Source organism: Lysinibacillus sp. FSL P4-0201, from assembly GCF_038593425.1.
Taxonomy (GTDB): domain Bacteria; phylum Bacillota; class Bacilli; order Bacillales_A; family Planococcaceae; genus Lysinibacillus; species Lysinibacillus capsici.
The window spans coordinates 3054196-3072670 of record NZ_CP151995.1; the positions used below are offsets into that span (position 1 = coordinate 3054196).

Here is an 18475-nt window from a genome sequence, read left to right on the forward strand (position 1 = left end):
CAAAGTAATGCATGCCCTAGATAACCAAACAAGAATACAAGTACAATCCCGATAAAAATCCACATTCCTATCTCCTCCTTATTGCTCATCCACTAGCTTGAAGCACCATGTAGTTAATGACAAAAGACTTCCGAAGCTTATCAGTAACAATACAACCATATAAAAGTCCATCAATAAAATAACCCTCCTTCATTTAGGTTGTTTTCATCATACTGACTTTCAAATTAATGTAGTGTTAGGAAATCTACTTTTCTATTAAGAAAGCATAAAGAGGCAAAATCTTTATACTTTCTTAATGGGAGTTAACGCTATAATACAAATGAGGTGAACGAGGATGGAAAATACACGTCCAACTCCTGAGATGTTTTTAGCAAGATTTCAACAGGAGCAACAAATTTTAGGGAATTTAAAAATCTTTCTCGGTTATGCTGCTGGAGTAGGTAAAACTTACGCAATGTTAGATGCAGCACTTCAAGCTCAAAAATTAGGTAAAGATGTGGTGGTTGGCTATGTAGAACCACATCCTCGTCCAGATACGTTAGCTTTACTAGAAGGGCTTGAGCAAATTCCGACGAAAAAAATAACCTATAGAGGAAAAGCTTTTTATGAATTAGATATTGATGCCGTATTGCAGCGCAAACCAGAAATTGTTCTTATTGATGAATTGGCACATTCCAATGTTCCAACAATGCGGCACAAGAAGCGTTTTGGAGATGTTGAAGAACTACTGTCAAAGGGGATTCATGTTTATACAACTGTAAATATTCAACATATTGAAAGCCTTCATGACTTAGTAGAAGAAATTACTGACATTAAAGTACGAGAGCGTATCCCTGATTACTTAATTGATCAAGCTTCTCAAATAAAAGTTGTAGACATTGAACCAGATGAACTAATACAACGCCTACAAGAAGGTAAAGTTTATGCAAAACAACAAGCGGAAAAAGCACTGCATTCTTTTTTCCGTAAACAAAATTTAGTGTCATTACGAGAAATCGCATTACGTAGAGCAGCGGATACAATCAACTATAAACAAATAAACAACCATGAATCTGTCAAACACCCTGTACAAATTGAAGAACACCTACTAGTTGGTATCAGTAGTTCTCCTACAAATGCAAAAGTTATTAGAACCACTGCAAGACTTGCACAAGCATTACACGGTAAATTTACTGCTCTTTATGTACAAAACCTGCAGGAGCAAGAAGGAAGTAGTGCAAATTCAGAACGATTACAACAACACATTAAACTTGTGGAACAGCTTGGCGGCCATGTCGTCATCGTTCAAGAAGACGACGTAGCAGCAGCCCTTGCTAATTATGCTCAAATTAGTGGGGTCACGAAACTTGTTATCGGACGAACAAGTATGAGGAAAAAATGGTGGCGACCAAGCACAAAAATAAGTGACCGCCTGAATGAATTTGTTCCGAACTTAGCCCTACACATAGTACCAGATCAAGAAAATGAACCATTTTATTTTCCTAGTATAAGTAATAAATTATCATTTGAATGGCTTGATTTGTTCAAAATGTTTATCGTATTTTGCTTCATATCAATTGTCGGCTTATATCTATATACAATTGGTATAAGCGAGTCAAACATCATTACAATTTACATTTTAGGGGTCCTCATCCTTGCTATTTGGTCAACTGGATCGATGATGAGTATTATTAACTCCATTATTGCTGTCTTACTTTTTAATTACTTTTTTACAGAGCCTCGATTTTCATTTGATGCTTATCATCGTGACTATCCAATGACATTTTTTATCATGTTTATCTCTGGCGTAATTACGAGTAGCTTAACAAAAAAGATAAAGGAGCAAACCATTATAGCCATTCGAAAATCTTATCGAATGGAGGTGCTCCTTGAAACAAATCGTAGGCTTCAACATGCTAAGTCTATTGAAGAAATAATAGTTGAAGGCATGTCTCAAATTGTTAAATTAGTAGAAAAGCCTGTACAATTTTTCGAAATAAATAACCAGGTAATTGAGAAATCATCTTTCTTTCGTACTGAAACAATGTCTAGTAGTGAAAATCAAAAAATAGCTGTACTTTTCGATAATCCAAATGAATGTGGTGTTGTTAGTTGGGTTACAAATAATAGGCATGTAGCAGGTGTATCTACAGACATCTTTCCTGAAGTGAACGCTTATTATATACCTGTTATTTCTAATGGAGATGTGAAGGGTGTTATAGGTATTGCCCTATCTAAAGTTTCCCCATTGCCTGCATTTGAGCGCAATATTTTGCACGCCATTATTAATGATTTTTCATTCGCTTTGGATAAATGGTATTTACAGAAACTTAATGAGGAAGTAGCGCGAGAAGCTGAAATGGAACAGATGCGAGCTAATCTTTTACGTGCAATCTCTCATGACCTTAGGACACCACTCACTGCTATCTCTGGAAATGCAGATATCTTACTCAACAATGCACCATTAATACCAGAGATTGAAAAAAATAAATTATATGAAGATATTTATAAAAATTCAAAATGGCTTGTACAAATGGTTGAAAATTTACTAGCTGTATCTAAGTTAGAGGATGGGCAATTTGCGTTAGAAATGCAAATTGAACTAGTAGAAGATATTATTCAAGAGGCACTTTCCCATGTTATTCCTCAAAACAATACACATAAAATATCTTATGAAATTAAACCTGAGTTTTTATTTGCTTTAATGGATGCTCGACTCATCATACAAGTTTTCATTAATATTATCGATAATGCATTGACTTACACCCCACCAGGTAGTGCCATTATGATCATAGTGAAAGAATCAGATGGATTCGTAAGTTTTAGTATTTCTGATAATGGGCCTGGAATCGATGACGCTTTAAAAAGTAGCTTGTTTGAACCATTTACAACTGGAAAAGTACAACGCAGTGATAGTAGACGTGGTCTTGGTTTAGGCTTAGCACTCTGTCAAACAATTTTAAAATTACATGGTAGCAGCATAAACGTTTCAGATAATAAACCGCAAGGAACGATTTTTAACTTTTCGCTGAAAAAAGGAGTAATGAAATTTGATGAGTAAAAGAATTCTAGTAGTTGAGGACGATGTAGCAATTGCCAATTTAATTAAAATGACATTAGCGACAAACCATTATGAATTCGACATTGCACGTGATGGTAATAGTGCTCTTCAAAAGGCTCTTACCATAAAACCTGACGTTTTTATTTTAGATTTAGGTCTACCAGACATAGATGGCGTAGAACTAATCACTAAAATTAGAAGTTGGAATCAAACACCAATTATTGTCGTAAGTGCTCGTGGAGAAGAACATGATAAAATTAATGCTTTGGATGCAGGTGCAGATGATTATGTAACAAAGCCATTTAGTGTGGAAGAATTATTAGCAAGAATTCGGGTTGCCTTAAGAAGAATGGCCTATGAACAACCACTTGAAAAAGAGAATCCCATTTTCACAAATGGTTATCTTCAAATTAATTATGTTGATCATACAGTATTTGTAAATGGAAAAGAAATACATGTGACGCCGATTGAATATAAACTTTTAATTGTTTTATCCAAAAATGTTGGGAAAGTTCTAACACATAATTATATTTTAAAGGAAATCTGGCAAAATGCTCTTCAATCAGATGTTCCAAGTTTACGAGTTTTTATGGCTACACTTCGAAAAAAAATAGAAGTTAATCCAGCACAGCCCAAACTTATTCAGACACATGTACGGGTAGGCTACCGAATGCTTCGCTATCATGAAGAGGATGAATGAATATGGAGCCTAAGGTCTAGCTGTATTTGGACTTCTACTTTACAAATTCCATATTACATTTTGCTTTTATGTAGCTTTATTGAACCCTCCTATTAGCCTTTGCATATCATAGCTATAGTCAGGTATGTCATCAATGAAAAACAAGTAGAAAGGAGATCATTATGGTATTTCGACCACCTTATCCATACCCAATGTATCCGGGTGGCATGAGAATGCCCATGCCCATGCAAACACCTCCACAGATGTCGCCACAGTCCTTTTTCCCGCCTGGAGGCTTCCCTGTTCAACCACGAATTCCAGGCGGCTTTCCAATGGCTAATGGAATAGGTTCATTTGGAGGGCAAATGCCGATGCCACCTGTGCAAGAAGCTTCGAAAGTCGGTTCATTTTTACAGCAAGCCAACAGTTTATTTAATACAGCCAAAACCTATACCCCTTATATCCAACAAGCTATGCCGATGGTGAAAAATATTCCATCACTTTTAAAATTGTATAAAGGATTCCAAGGACTTCCTTCCGCTGGCGGTGGAGCAACAGAAGCAGCAGGAAGCGATAGTAAGGCTGCTGGAAGTAGACGGTCATCTAGGCAAAGTGCATCATTTACGCCTCCCGAGCCACTTCCATCTAAACCACGTATTTTCCAACCACCAATGTAAATGAACGTTTCTTTGTATTCACTGTCACTGTCCGTTATAATGTAGATAGGTAAGCTTGAAAGGAGTCACAACCACCATGCAAGTATTAAAAATTAATCCACGTGGCTATTGCTACGGTGTTGTGGATGCGATGGTGATCGCTCGTAACGCCGCACTTGATAAAACATTACCAAGACCTATCTACATCTTAGGGATGATTGTGCATAATAAACACGTCACAGATGCGTTTGAAGAGGATGGTATCATCACGTTAGATGGTGACAACCGCCTAGAAATTATTGAACAAGTTGAAACAGGTACTGTCATTTTTACAGCACATGGTGTTTCACCGGAAATTCGTGAGATTGCGAAGCGAAAAGGCTTAGTGTCCATTGATGCTACATGTCCTGATGTAACAGTTACCCACGATTTAATTCGTGAAAAATCAGCAGAAGGCTATGACATTATTTATATTGGTAAAAAAGGACATCCCGAACCAGAGGGTGCTATTGGCGTTGCCCCGGATCATGTCCACTTAGTACAGTCTTCTAACGATATTGATGCTTTACAATTAACGAATGATAAATTACTTGTCACAAATCAAACGACAATGAGCCAATGGGATGTCGCCCATTTAATGGATAGTTTAAAAGAAAAATTCCCACATATTGAGGTACACAAAGAGATCTGTTTAGCTACACAAGTACGTCAAGAGGCTGTTGCACAGCAAGCAGGTGAAGCGGATTTACTTATTGTTGTAGGTGATCCTAAATCCAATAACTCGAACCGCTTAACACAAGTTTCTGTAGAAATTGCAGGAACACCATCCTATCGAATTGCAGATGTTTCAGAGCTAAAAGTAGAATGGTTAAAAGGTATCAACATGGTTGCTGTAACAGCAGGTGCTTCTACACCAACACCAATTGTAAAAGAGGTTATTAACTTCCTTGATCAATTTGATGAAAATGATCCATCTACACACGAGATTAAGCGTACAGTAACACTAGATAAAATTCTGCCAAAGATTAAGACACCAACACCTGTTGATAAAATCATGCCCTATTAGTTACTCACAAAAAATCCTGATTGTTATTATGACAATCAGGATTTTCTTTATTTACTAAAGTAATAGTTTATAGGACGACCAATGCCACCATAATGGACATCCATTGTGATTTCCTCTTGTTTTTCAAGGTAATCTAAATATCTTCTAGCTGTTACGCGGGCAATGCCAATTCCACTGGCTACTTCTTCCGCTGAGGCACCATCCACCGATTGTAAAAAGTGCACAACCTTTTCAAGTGTTGTACGATTAAAACCTTTTGGGAGATTTTTTTCGGATTTCAATGTAACAGATTGATCCAACATAGTTTGTCCATCACGATAATGAAATAACTGATCTAATTCTCCCTGTGTGAGCTCTCGTTCTGTTTGAGTTTGCTTGTTAAAGCGTAAATAATTGTCAAGTGTCCCTTTAACACGTTCAAAAGAAAAGGGCTTCATAATATAATCAAAAACACCTAGATGCAGTATCTGTTTCACTGTCTCCATATCATTTGCGGCCGTCACGGTAATAACATCTACTGGTAGATCGAGCTCACGTATTTTGCGTAAGCTTGTAATACCATCTTGCTCTGGCATAAAAATATCCATAAAAACTAAATCAGGCTTCAGTTGACAAATTTGCGTAATGCCTTCTAACCCATTAGGTGCCTGTCCAACCACTTGAAAATGCTCTACCTTTTCAATAAATTGACGATTTACCTCTCGTACCATTGGATCATCCTCAATTAATAATACTCTAATCTGTGTCACTGCTAGCCCTCCATCCCATTATGAATAATAAAAGGTGATTAAAAAACTTGTTCCTTTGTTAGGCTCACTGATGACTTCGATGTCACCCTGCCCTTTTTCGACAATTTCCTTTATTAAAAATAACCCTATTCCACGGTAGTTTTTCTCTTTTGTAGAATAACCATTATCAAAAATGTGCTGCTTGACCTCTTCCGTCATGCCAACACCATTATCGGTTACTAATATGGCTAATACGTCATCATCTTCATCCACAGAAACATGAATCACCTTCTCCTCGACCTGTACATCCTTTAATGCATCAAACGCATTTTCTATCAAATTACCAAAGAGAATGACGAAATCATGATGATCCAAATTAGCTGGAAATGATGTAAATCGGCTTTCACGGTCAATTTCCAATCGAATTCCTTGTTCCTTCGCATAGGAAATTTTACTGAGCAATAGCCCAGAAATATTTTCATTTTTTATTCGTTCGTTTAAAAAGTTAGTGATTTCATCATGCTCTTCCTTCACTTGTGTTAAGTAAGAAAGTGCCTGTTCATGATGACCTAGCTGTAAAAGACCCGCTATCGTATGCAGTTTATTTTTATGTTCATGTGTTTGTACACGAAGGGCTTGGACAAATGCTCTAACGCCTGTTAATTCTTCGGCAAGCTTTTTCACTTCCGTACGGTCTTTAAACATGGCCACTGCCCCAACAGTTTCGCCATTAACCTGTATCGGAATTCGATTACTCATAATACTATGATTATTAATATACAGCTCACGATTAAATAACGGCTGATCCAGCTCTAAAATTTCAGGAAGTCGTGTATCTGGCAAGACATGAAAGATTTTCTGTCCAATCAATGTAGAGGGTTTTTCATAAACGCCTAAGATATCACAGGCTTTTTCATTAAAAATCGTAATGGTCAAATCATTATCGATAGCAATGATGCCTTCGTGCATGGCATTAAACGTTTCTGTCCGTTCTACATACATTTTGGCAATTTCATGCGGCTCTAACCCAAACATTTGCTTTTTCATATGAAGCCCCAATGTTCGTGCTCCCCATACACTAAATAGTAACGATAATAGTACAGTAACCATTAGTTCGGTTTGCATTGTTTGCAGTAACTCCACTACCGTAAGAACACTGTACCCTACTACTGTAACACCTATTTGTTGTCCTTCATGGTTCATAATCGGAACAAACGCACGAACCATATTACCGTGTTCTCCACGTGCAATCGACGTATAGTAATGCTCTGAAAAAGCGGCGTTTAAATCTCCAGATTGAGATATTCGACCAAGTTCCTGGCTATTAGGATGGGAATATTTTCGTCGTTGCATATCAAGAACAACAATATATTTTGCCCCATTGATATCACGGATTTCCTCTACAACAGGATTAATATGCTGTACGGCATCATAGTAATTTTCACTAGCAATATATGTTTTTATTTCAGGAAGCTGAGAGACGGTTTTTGCTACAAGGAGTGCTTGATCACTTAGTTTGGTCTTTTGCTCATTCATGACAAAACCTAACAAAAAAGTACCGCCAATGCTAAAGGAAAGCATGAGAATAAAAAAAGTCAGAGACATAATTTTTCTTTGCATGGATAACTTCTGAAATTTCAACTGACCGCCTCCCTCCTACTATATTTTAGCTTACTCCATATGTTAGAATAACAAAAACATCAGAAAATACGAATTAATTGGGTGTATACAATGAAAAAATTTATTATTGGTACGATTATAACTGTGCTTGTGTTAATCCTCACTATCAGTGTTCAACAAGGATTACTATTCGCCAAGCCACTTCCCTATGATGATGAGCAAAAGGGTTTAGACACACAGATAACAATTCATTTAAGTCATGTCGTCGCTGAAAATACCCCTAAAGGCCAAGCTGCCAACAAATTTGCTGAGCTAGTAGAAGAAAAAACAAACGGGAAGGTCAAAGTACATGTCTACTCCAACTCCTCTTTATTTAATGATGAAAATGAATTTCAGGCATTGCAAAAGGGAGAAGTGGAAATGATCATCCCTACTTTTTCTAAAATGACAGCTTATGTTCCTAATTGGCAGGTGCTTGATTTACCCTTTCTATTTAATACAAATGAGGAAGTAAAGGAAGTCTTAACGGGTTCTATTGGTGAACAATTGGTTAATGAGCTAGAGCCGTTCCATATTAAAGGGCTTGGCTTTTGGTACAATGGGTTTAAGCATCTAACCTCTGTTGAGCAGCCTATTCATACTTTTGAAGATTTACAGGGCTTACGAGTGCGTACGATGCCAAGTAAAACATTAGAAAAGCAATTTGAAGTGGTCAAAGCAACACCTATACCTATTTCTTTTAGTGAGGTCTTTTCGGATTTAGAGAAGCATGCAATAGACGCACAAGAAAATACCGCTTCTAATATCTATTCAAAGGGTTTTTACAAAGTACAAAAGCATATGACTATCACTCAGCATGGGATTTTAGGCTATGCTGTGCTAATGAATGAAACCTTTTGGAATTCTCTACCTATCAAAATTCAGCATCAGTTGTTGGATGCTATGAAAGAAACAACCGATTGGCAATTTGAGCAGGCTGAACTTATGAATGAACAAGATATGGACAAGCTGAAACAGCTAGATGATTTTGATGTGTATACAATGAGTCCCCAAGAAAGACAGCGCTTTAAGGAACAACTTGCACCTGTTTATGATTTTTATAGAGCCCATATTCAAAACGATCAAATCTTAGCAGAGATTGAAAAAATCGTTGATCCCTAATACTTTTGTTCATTAATGAAAAATCCTTACAAAACGTAAGGATTTTTTCTATTGTATTATAATAGATTCGCGAATATCAAAACTACTATAAAACAGCTTAAAACCCTTGATATTACTAGCCTTAATACCCCCTTTTCTCAGAATGAACAAAATGAACAATACAACCATTACGGTCATAAACACTATTGTCGGAAAATTTCAGCTATGATAACCACATGAAAGCGTTCACACAATATTCATAGATGTTGTAGGGGGAGAACTATATGCGGATAAATTTTAAAAACTTAACAGTACAAGTATTGATTGCCATTGTACTAGGGATTATCGTCGGAGCAACATTCCCAGAATTCGGGGCAAAGCTCAAAATCTTGGCGGATATATTTATTAAACTTATTAAAATGTTAATAGCACCAATTATCTTCTTAACAGTCGTAATCGGCATTGGTAGCATGGGGGATGTCAAAAAGGTTGGTAAAATTGGTGGAAAAGCTTTAATTTATTTTGAAATTGTTTCAACTTTTGCCCTTGCAATTGGCTTAATCGTTGTCAATATTGTTCAACCAGGTAAAGGTTTTAATACAGATGCAGCAAGCGGTGCTGATGTTTCACAATATACAGACGCGGCGGCTGCAGAGCATGGTTTAGGTGCATTTATTATGCAAATTATTCCTGAAAATGTAGTTGGTGCTTTAGCAAATGGTGAATTATTACCAGTCTTGTTCTCAGCTGTTTTATTTGGACTAGCTGCGGCGGCGATTGGTGAACCAGCTAAACCTGTTATTAAATTTTTCGAGCAAGTTGCAGATATTTTCTTTAAAATCGTTAACATGGTGATGAAAATTTCTCCTATTGGTGCGTTTGGTGCCATGAGTTATACAATCGGAAATTTTGGACTTAAATCATTAGGAAACTTAGGATTTTTAATGCTATCTGTTTACATTACAATGTTCATTTTTATTGTTGTGATCATTGGATTGATTACCCATTATTTTGGCTTTAGTATTTTTAAATTTATCAAGTACATTAAAGATGAAATCTTTATCGTTATCGGAACATCTTCATCTGAATCTGCATTACCTTCCATGATGCGTAAGCTTGAAAACTATGGTTGTTCAAAGCAAGTGGTTGGGCTAGTGATTCCTACAGGCTATTCATTTAACTTAGATGGAACATCCATTTACTTATCAATGGCTGCTATCTTTATTGCGCAAGCCTATGGTGTGGATTTAGATGTTTGGCATCAAATTACGTTATTAGCCATCTTAATGCTTACTTCTAAAGGGGCAGCTGGTGTAACAGGCTCTGGCTTTATTACACTTGCAGCAACATTAGCAGCATTCCCGATGATCCCAGTAGAGGGGATTGCCCTTTTAATCGGCGTAGATCGTTTCATGTCAGAAGCACGTGCAGTTACAAATCTAATTGGTAATGGTGTAGCAACAGTGGTCGTGTCAAAAATGGAAAAAGAATTTGATACAGAGCAGGAAAAGCGTGCTCTATCCGGTCATACCCAAATGTCATAAAATGAACAGGCTGCTGAAAGCGGAAATAATTTGCTACTTCAGCAGCCTGTTCTTTTATTTATAAAGAGGCAAGTAGATAAAAAACACCGTAGAGCTAGTTTCTTGAAACCTCCTCGACTACCTACTCGTATAAATAATGACTGGAGGTTTCTTTATGACAACTTTTACACTTACCTATCCGAAGGGCTTTAAAAGCTTCACTGATATTCCAATCGTGAATGAACACAACGAAACAGTATGTGTACTTCAAAAAATGGAGCGTACCTCTGCTGGTAAAGTACTGAATGCTGTCTTGCTGGTAGCTGCACAGCAAACATTACCGTACCGTTATGAGACACGAACTACATTAGGTGCACCACTTTTTCAAGTACAATCTACCCTGTTAACAAAAGGAGTCAGCCATCAAATTGTTATGCCTGATGGCAGCTTGATACCCATTCAACGGAAAACAGTGCAATTATTAGAATCCTCTTATTCATTTACAATGGACGATTTAGAATTTCGTTTTGAAAAGGATTTTACCTCTACTGCTTATTTATATTGCAATGATGAAAAGATTGCGAGTGCAAGCTCTATTGAGACTGAGCTAGTACAGATAGGTATACAGTTTAAGCTTTTCCAAGCGGATGATATGCGCTTTGTTGCACTCCTAGCAACTCTTTATCAAGCTCTCTTTGCAACAACTACATAGCTGCTTTAAACATGTCAAAGGCATCGAGCATTAAAATCTCGATGCCTTAATCCTATGTTATTTTTCTACACAGCTAATTTATTTTTTCTCGTTGGGTATTTAATATGTTAATAACATAGGAAGTATTTTGTGATGCTTTTGCTTGTACAATCTTCTTGATGGCTTCTTCCATCCTTAAAGCTAACTCAAGTGCCTCATGCGTAGCGCCCTTTATCGTTGTTTGTATGGTAATGGTTGTTCGATTTTCAATAACTAAATATTCATATACGTCAAAAGCTTCTAAGCCCGCAATTAAATCTTCCATCAAAAGGTTCATATCATCCCCCATTATCTTGTTGTTATCAAGCAAGGAGGTAAACTCCCATCTTTCAAAAACTATGGGATAGTCCTTTAAGGGAGACGTTTTTAAAGCATTTTTTGCTATGGATTCCATATCTTTTTTAATTGACTGGAAATAGTCTTCTCCGCCTACAACTTGGATTACTAATTCCTTTTCTTCCGTCGTTTTAACGTCAATGCCGACATACTTTTCAAGTAGCTTATCCTTCAATCGAGCCAGACTCAACTCTTCATTTGTTATAAGCGATTGAGCCTCTTTATTTGCTTCTGACCTTTTCTCTCCTGCAAATCTATCAAATAGGACCAACATAGATATAATGACTACCAACAGTCCGATGACAAGCCCAAACCGTTTACCCATTGAATCCCTCCTGATAGGAAGGTATGTCCCCTTTTACTACAATATTCGCTTTTCTAGCTTGAAACAGCACATACTTTTCATACTAAAATGCAGTTTCCATACAGTATCTCCACTCTTCATAAGGGAAATTGTATCGCTTATTTTTCCCTATATATTCCGGGATGCGAAATAAATTTGCTTTGTTTTGTCCTTTCTGTGTCATGCTTCTCAAAAAGGAGTACACTTAAGAAGTAGTAATTCTATCATTATGGAGGGTTTTATATGGCATCAAAAGCAGCGGATATTAAAAATATACTAACATTAAATCTGCTTGTACAAATCTTAGAGGAACGTGGCATTATGACAGATAAAGAACTAAAAGAGCGTCTCACCAATACAGTAAAACTATCTTCGATGGAGAATGATTTAAAGGAAAAAGTCCTTGAAGAAATCAAACATTAATGGATTTTACCTCATCAAAAAACGACCGCTTTCTGAAAGCGGCCGTCTGAATCAAAGCTTTAAGTTTAGGATCGAATTGTTTTCAAAGCAGTTGACCATGGCACAAGCTGATCTAACATTTGATGAACTGAATCTGCTTGCACCTCTTTTGGTTTAAAGACAGAGCCGTTTTCAAAATCAGTAAATAATGATAATGCTGGATGTACTCGAACATCTGCAACTAGCAATTCTCCGAGAATTCCTCGTAGATGCTCTGCTGCACGCGCACCTCCAACAGAACCATAAGAGACAATACCAGCAGCTTTATTGTTCCATTCAACTCGTAAATAATCTAATGCATTTTTTAATGCACCTGTAATGGAGTGATTGTACTCCGCAACAATAAAGACAAAGCCGTCACAAGCTGCTACTTTTTCTGACCATGCAGCTACCCCAGAAGTATCTCCACCTGGCTCCCCTAAAAATGGTAATTTAAATTCAGCGATATCAATTATTTCATATTCCGCATCACGACGTTTTTCCGCAACTTCCTTTACCCAAGCTCCAACTTGTGGGCTTACACGACCTTCTCGCGTACTTCCTAAAATAATACCGATTTTTAACATATGACGCCTCCTCTTATCATCCATTCTTGTGACTCCATCACGGTTTATCGTACGTGTTCGCCACTCGTAACCATTTTGGTCAGAAAAATATCCCTTTATTCATCACCCGTTAATTAGCTCTGAATAGTTAGAATTGAATTATCTCTAATTCAAGATTAAGGTATCATCAACCCTTCTTTCCTGTCAAATATTTAATCTAGAGGGATAAAGAGGATTATTTTGTTTTAATGGGCTGCTCCAATGCCTCTAATTCCTCTTCAATAGAGGCGTATTGTCTTTCCACAACATACTTGGCATCTGACAAGGCAGCATTATAAATATAGGGGGCAATATGCTCCTTGATAAAATCTAACATACGTTCAGCTTCAAATTCACTAATGTCTTCATCACGCTGATTATAAAAAAAACGTTGAATATCAGCAAGAATCATTTCCTGCTGATCTTTAGATAAACGAATAAACAAGACAACTCTCTCCACTTCTGTTAATCAATTTTATCTACATCTTATCACTGTTCATAGATTCCTTGCATTCAAAAAGGCTGAAACACTAGTACTGCTAGCGTTCAGCCCCATCTCATTGTTTACATTCAAATGAGTAGCTAGTGGATAAAAAGTTTTTCTCCTTTGCTACAATTGCTTGTCCACCATCATCTTCACATTGCTGTGTCATTGCATCGATTTTCTTATCATTGACCATATTGGTCATCACCGTCATACCAATACCAAAAACAACGATGAATAAACCAATCATGATCCATAGCTTGCCTGCTTTATTACCAGCTGGTCTTTCATTAGCCATATTAGTTCCCTCACTTATACAAATAAAAATGGTTCTGTATGGATCGTTGATTGGATGAATTCAACCAAATATTTTTTATCCTCACATAGTTCAGCCATTTTTTTTGCTACTCCTGCAATCATTACCTTTTCTACATGATGACCAGGATCTACTATTTGCAGATCAATGGCTTGTGCGTCCTGAGCTGTATGGAAGTACATATCGCCTGTCAAGAAAACATCAGCTCCTGCACGTTTTGCCGCATAGATATATTTATTACCATCTCCACCAACAAGCGCAACCTTGCTGACCTTCGAATGTAAATCACCCACTACACGCACAGCTGGCACATCTAGTTGCTGTTTAACGAATTCAGCAAATTGTTGTAACGTCATGTCCTTTGTTAAGTAACCTACACGCCCTAATCCCATCACATTTGTTTGCTGCTCAAGACGTATAACATCATAGGCAGGCTCCTCATAAGGATGACTAGTAAGCATGGCCTTTAACACGCGGCCTTTAATGGATTCAGGAAAAACAACTTCTACCTTTACTTCTTCCTCCACATGTAATTCACCAACAGAGCCAACGAACGGATTAGCTCCTGCTAATGCACGGAACCGACCTTCTCCAGTCGTTGTATAACTACATGCTTCATAGTCGCCAATACGACCCGCCCCAGCTTTTGCAAGCGCCTCACGTAATGCTTGTGCATTAGCAGTTGGTATAAAGACTGCCAGCTTCAACAAATTCTCAGCATACGTTTCTTCTAATATTGAACGGTTTTTTAGCTGTAGGGCATCTGCTAATAAATCATTTACCCCACCTTCGGCTACATCTAAATTTGTATGAGCGGCATATACAGCAATATCGTGTTTAATGAGCTTTTCATATAAGCGCCCTGCTGGATGATCTGTGCGGATATTCGCTAGGCGTCTAAAGATTGGTGGATGATGTGCGATAATCAGCTCACAGCCTTTTTCTATTGCCTCATTTGCCACGGCTTCATTGACATCTAACGTCACCAAAACTTTACTTACAGGTTTGTTGAGGGTCCCTATCGCTAGTCCAATTGGATCATTGTCCATACAAGCTAGTTTTTTGGGCGACCATGCTTCGAACACTTGAATAACTTCTTGGCCATTTACCGTTTTCATCTTACAAAACTCCTTCTACTAAATGTATCAGAGCCGTTAACTCTGCACGCTTTTCTTCAATTTCAGGTGTTTGTTCTGCTCCTTCAATGGATTGTAATACACGTTGCCAATTGTCTTTTTCACGCAACCATTTTTTCATAAATGCTGGTGATTTACGCAGGCTTAGCTTAGGTCCAAACAAAATCTCTGCTGTAGAGAGCTCCATTTGCCCTCTTTGTAACACAAGGATTTCATAGATTTTATCATCTTCCTCTAAAATTTCTTCATCAAGAATCGCCCACTGATGTGCTAAAGCCCACTCACGGATAACCTTGGCGTGAATATTCGGTTGTAGGATTAGACGTGTGACACCTTGAAGCTTTTCTGGATGCTTCTCTAGAATGGAAACAATTAATGGTCCACCCATGCCAGCTATTGTCACCGTATCCACATGGTCAGCTTCTTCTATCGCTGCTAAACCGTCTGCAAGGCGTACTGTAATTTTTTCAGTTAAGTTTTCCTTCTGTACTTGTCCTACCGCCGATTCATAGGGTCCTTTTACAACTTCCCCTGCTATGGCATATGAGGCAGTCCCTTTGTGAATTAAATAGCATGGTAGATAGGCATGGTCACTACCAATATCCGCCATGACTGCTCCTGTAGGAACAAATTTCGCTACTGCTTCTAATCGCTTTGAAAGTTTTTGTGCGTTCATTTTTATACCGCCTATCTTCAATAGAGTCCATTAATAGTATGGATGATGTCGTGAAAAAAAACAAATGGAGTTGTCTCACATTTCTATGTGGACAACCCCATCTTTATGATGCTTAAATCTAAAAAGTAGCTGTACTATTTCAGTACAGCTACTTGTCAGTTTTACTATTCTAAAGTAGAAATGTATTCAGCGATTGCTTTTGCTTCCTCTTCAGTTTTCATGTTTGGTTGCATTGGAGTACCTTCGATACCCTTTGTTAAAACTTCTACGATATGTGCTTCATCTAAGCCATGTAGATTTGGACCCATACTACCAGTTAAGTCACCACCATGACAACCGATACAAGATTGTACTAGTGCTGAACCATCAGCTTCTGCATCTGTTGTTTCTGTAGTAGTTTCGCCACCACCCTCATGTTCAGCAGCAATTTCTTTCTTGTTATCTGCACCTTGTAAAGACATGAAGAAAATAAGACCAATACCAAATGCCAGAATTAAGATGTAAGGAACGACTGGATTGTTTTTCATAAGTTTCCCCTCCTCATTTTAAGTCTACTTCTATTATAATATAGAATCAGTCAACATCTAATATTGTACTTCATTAACAAAGAAACGAAAAGCCCTATTCGCTAAGTTTTCCTTTGTTTGTAACAAATTCGACATTTCTGTATCTATTGGATAAAATATGTCTTGCCAACATCCAAAATTGGTCAAATTTATCCTTTTATACAATTTCTTTTTCATTATATTTATGCTGTTATCATACCCTTTTCACTCATTGATATACCCAAAATTAAAAAATCTGTACGTTTTTAATTAGCGTACAGATTTTGAATCTTCTGAGGTAAAAACTTTAACATGATACTGACCCTATATAGATAAATTGTCACAAATTATGGTTTTATATAAACACTAAAGTTCAATTAAGTTTCTAACCTGATTTAGTAGATGGAGTTCCTTGTACATCGATAGAAATACCATTTGCTAAATCAGGATAAATTTATGATATAGTACCCAACTAGTGCTATTAATCCTAAAGCACCTGAGACTGTGAAATATAGAAGTTTCATTTTAATACCTGACAAAAGCCAAATGACACAATTTGCTGCAATCAAGCAAAATAAAACCGTATTATTTCCACTAAAATATGTAGTACAAATGCGGATCGACATACTAAATAACAGGATGGCTGCTAGTACATGAAAAATGGGAGCTAGTAGATGTTTTTTTCGAGCCATTTGCCACGCAGCAATAAATAGGATGCATGCGCCTACTCCCACGATTACTGTAAAAATCAATGTTAAAGATTGCATTGTAAAATAGAGTGCCAAAACAGCCATTATAGCGATACATAGACCCACTACCAATAGGATCATTTTTCTTTTTTCTGATGGCAAGACCGCTTGTTTAGGATGTTGCACTGGTTCTAACTCCTCTATGTCAGCCCCCTCTGTATAAAGAGCTGCTAAAAAGTCACAATAGTGCTCAGGTAAAAGTTTATTTTGCTTCCAAAACAAAATTTCATTAAGGATTATTTTTTTGCGAGGATTTGTCATAGTGTTAGCTCCAAACATTGCTTAATAATGGTTGTATTACAATTTTATCTCACACTATTTGAAAACACATCTGTATAAAGTCGCAAATCTAGCATTTCCCTCATTCTAATTATCTATGATTGCATAGCATCGATAGGTGAATAGCAGGGCTAATTTCTTTTTGTTGACTTTTCAAGTCTATAAAAAAGGAGCTATACCAATTAGTCATTTTCTCACTACTTGGATAGCTCCAGCTATTTTAAATTTTATTCTAAGAAGTCTTTTAAACGTTTACTACGAGAAGGATGGCGTAATTTTCTTAGTGCTTTCGCCTCGATTTGACGAATACGTTCACGCGTTACGCCAAAGACTTTCCCAACCTCTTCTAATGTACGTGTGCGACCATCGTCTAACCCAAAACGTAAACGAAGTACGTTTTCCTCACGGTCTGTTAACGTATCTAGTACATCTTCTAATTGTTCTTTTAACAGTTCATAGGCTGCATGGTCGGAAGGAGATTGTGCTTCTGAGTCCTCAATAAAGTCTCCTAAATGGGAATCATCTTCTTCTCCAATTGGTGTTTCAAGAGATACTGGTTCTTGTGCAATTTTTAAAATTTCACGTACTTTTTCAGGTGTTAAATCCATTTCTTCTCCAATTTCCTCTGGAGAAGGCTCACGACCTAAATCTTGTAAAAGTTGACGTTGTACACGTATTAATTTATTAATGGTTTCGACCATATGAACAGGAATACGAATCGTACGCGCTTGGTCAGCGATTGCGCGTGTAATCGCCTGACGAATCCACCATGTAGCGTAAGTCGAGAACTTAAATCCTTTACGGTAATCGAATTTTTCAACAGCCTTAATAAGACCCATATTTCCTTCTTGAATTAAATCAAGGAATAACATTCCACGACCAACATAGCGTTTTGCAATCGATACAACTAGACGTAAGTTTGCTTCCGCAAGGCGTTTACGCGCTTCCTCGTCCCCTTGCTCAATACGTTCAGCAAGTGCAATTTCTTGCTCAGCAGATAATAAATCTACTCGGCCGATTTCTTTTAAATACATACGTACAGGGTCATTGATTTTAACACCTGGTGGCACACTCAAATCATTTAAGTCGAAAGTTTCCTCGTTCGCTTCTTCTTTCATTAGACTTTCTTCTTCAAATTCTTCTTTTCCAATGATTTGAATATCTTTATGCTTTTCAAGATCCTCAGCAAAATGGAAAATTTCTTCGTTTTCCAATTCATAAGGTGTTAGTTTCTCTGAAATTTCTTTCATTGAAATTTCACCCTCTGTTTTTGCTTTTTCTTGTAGGAATTTTTTTGCATCATCTAATGTAATTTCTACTTCTATCTCTTTTGAACGTTCTGACTTGTCCGCCATAAACCTT

General features: G+C 37.2%; 19 protein-coding genes. 8 read left to right on the plus strand and 11 right to left on the minus strand.

Annotated features, from left to right (window positions below; translation table 11 throughout):
• Positions 1-334 precede the first annotated feature (334 nt).
• From MKY76_RS15375 to MKY76_RS15390, 4 genes are all read left to right on the plus strand, one after another.
• On the plus strand, positions 335-3040 hold the full coding sequence (locus MKY76_RS15375) for a sensor histidine kinase KdpD (protein WP_342556820.1): 2706 nt from the start codon (positions 335-337) through the stop codon (positions 3038-3040).
• Positions 3033-3740, plus strand: coding sequence for a response regulator transcription factor (locus tag MKY76_RS15380; RefSeq protein WP_004227221.1), 708 nt, complete (start codon positions 3033-3035; stop codon positions 3738-3740). The genes MKY76_RS15375 and MKY76_RS15380 overlap by 8 nt, the downstream gene beginning before the upstream one ends.
• A gap of 161 nt (positions 3741-3901) precedes the next feature.
• Complete coding sequence (gene vrrA, locus MKY76_RS15385) at positions 3902-4396, plus strand: VrrA/YqfQ family protein (protein WP_004227219.1); 495 nt, start codon at positions 3902-3904, stop codon at positions 4394-4396.
• A 76-nt stretch (positions 4397-4472) separates the two neighbouring features.
• A complete protein-coding gene (locus MKY76_RS15390; RefSeq protein ID WP_257960666.1) occupies positions 4473-5441 on the plus strand; it encodes a 4-hydroxy-3-methylbut-2-enyl diphosphate reductase in 969 nt (322 codons plus the stop codon).
• 47 nt (positions 5442-5488) lie between these two features.
• On the opposite strand, the gene MKY76_RS15395 is transcribed toward MKY76_RS15390, so the two are convergent.
• Positions 5489-6190, minus strand: coding sequence for a response regulator (locus MKY76_RS15395; RefSeq protein WP_112118225.1), 702 nt, complete (start codon positions 6188-6190; stop codon positions 5489-5491).
• An 18-nt stretch (positions 6191-6208) separates the two neighbouring features.
• On the minus strand, positions 6209-7750 hold the full coding sequence (locus MKY76_RS15400; RefSeq protein WP_167444839.1) for a sensor histidine kinase: 1542 nt from the start codon (positions 7748-7750) through the stop codon (positions 6209-6211).
• A 150-nt stretch (positions 7751-7900) separates the two neighbouring features.
• On the opposite strand from MKY76_RS15400, the gene MKY76_RS15405 reads away from it, so the two are divergent.
• The 3 genes from MKY76_RS15405 (at position 7901) to MKY76_RS15415 (ending at position 11164) form a co-directional block, all read left to right on the plus strand.
• The gene (locus MKY76_RS15405; RefSeq protein WP_016993522.1) at positions 7901-8950 is read left to right on the plus strand and encodes a TRAP transporter substrate-binding protein; all 1050 of its coding nucleotides are present in this window, start codon (positions 7901-7903) and stop codon (positions 8948-8950) included.
• A 263-nt stretch (positions 8951-9213) separates the two neighbouring features.
• A complete protein-coding gene (locus MKY76_RS15410) occupies positions 9214-10473 on the plus strand; it encodes a dicarboxylate/amino acid:cation symporter (RefSeq protein ID WP_048392206.1) in 1260 nt (419 codons plus the stop codon).
• A 154-nt stretch (positions 10474-10627) separates the two neighbouring features.
• Positions 10628-11164, plus strand: coding sequence for a hypothetical protein (locus tag MKY76_RS15415; protein WP_279495604.1), 537 nt, complete (start codon positions 10628-10630; stop codon positions 11162-11164).
• 73 nt (positions 11165-11237) lie between these two features.
• Here the strand turns inward: MKY76_RS15415 and MKY76_RS15420 are convergent, their stop codons facing one another.
• Positions 11238-11864, minus strand: coding sequence for a hypothetical protein (locus MKY76_RS15420; RefSeq protein ID WP_112118222.1), 627 nt, complete (start codon positions 11862-11864; stop codon positions 11238-11240).
• 261 nt (positions 11865-12125) lie between these two features.
• Between MKY76_RS15420 and MKY76_RS15425 the strand changes: the two genes are divergently transcribed.
• Positions 12126-12305 carry a hypothetical protein gene (locus MKY76_RS15425; RefSeq protein WP_054550103.1) on the plus strand — a complete coding sequence of 60 codons (180 nt, stop codon included), beginning with the start codon at positions 12126-12128 and terminating at the stop codon, positions 12303-12305.
• Between the two features lie 65 nt (positions 12306-12370).
• Here the strand turns inward: MKY76_RS15425 and MKY76_RS15430 are convergent, their stop codons facing one another.
• The 8 genes from MKY76_RS15430 to rpoD form a co-directional block, all read right to left on the minus strand.
• Positions 12371-12910 carry an NADPH-dependent FMN reductase gene (locus tag MKY76_RS15430; RefSeq protein ID WP_048392202.1) on the minus strand — a complete coding sequence of 180 codons (540 nt, stop codon included), beginning with the start codon at positions 12908-12910 and terminating at the stop codon, positions 12371-12373.
• A 214-nt stretch (positions 12911-13124) separates the two neighbouring features.
• The gene (locus MKY76_RS15435) at positions 13125-13373 is read right to left on the minus strand and encodes a DUF2164 domain-containing protein (RefSeq protein ID WP_048392201.1); all 249 of its coding nucleotides are present in this window, start codon (positions 13371-13373) and stop codon (positions 13125-13127) included.
• A 112-nt stretch (positions 13374-13485) separates the two neighbouring features.
• Positions 13486-13710: a hypothetical protein gene (locus MKY76_RS15440; RefSeq protein WP_048392200.1), complete on the minus strand. Its 225-nt coding sequence runs from the start codon at positions 13708-13710 to the stop codon at positions 13486-13488.
• Between the two features lie 14 nt (positions 13711-13724).
• On the minus strand, positions 13725-14846 hold the full coding sequence (locus tag MKY76_RS15445) for a Nif3-like dinuclear metal center hexameric protein (RefSeq protein ID WP_342556821.1): 1122 nt from the start codon (positions 14844-14846) through the stop codon (positions 13725-13727).
• A 1-nt stretch (position 14847) separates the two neighbouring features.
• Positions 14848-15540 (minus strand): tRNA (adenine(22)-N(1))-methyltransferase TrmK, encoded by a 693-nt coding sequence (locus tag MKY76_RS15450; protein ID WP_342556822.1) that lies wholly within the window; start codon positions 15538-15540, stop codon positions 14848-14850.
• A 164-nt stretch (positions 15541-15704) separates the two neighbouring features.
• Positions 15705-16067 (minus strand): cytochrome c550, encoded by a 363-nt coding sequence (gene cccA / locus MKY76_RS15455; RefSeq protein ID WP_016993532.1) that lies wholly within the window; start codon positions 16065-16067, stop codon positions 15705-15707.
• Positions 16068-16528: 461 nt separating this feature from the next.
• Positions 16529-17095 (minus strand): hypothetical protein, encoded by a 567-nt coding sequence (locus MKY76_RS15460; protein WP_004227167.1) that lies wholly within the window; start codon positions 17093-17095, stop codon positions 16529-16531.
• Positions 17096-17340: 245 nt separating this feature from the next.
• Positions 17341-18468 (minus strand): RNA polymerase sigma factor RpoD, encoded by a 1128-nt coding sequence (rpoD, locus tag MKY76_RS15465; protein WP_004227165.1) that lies wholly within the window; start codon positions 18466-18468, stop codon positions 17341-17343.
• Positions 18469-18475 lie beyond the last annotated feature (7 nt).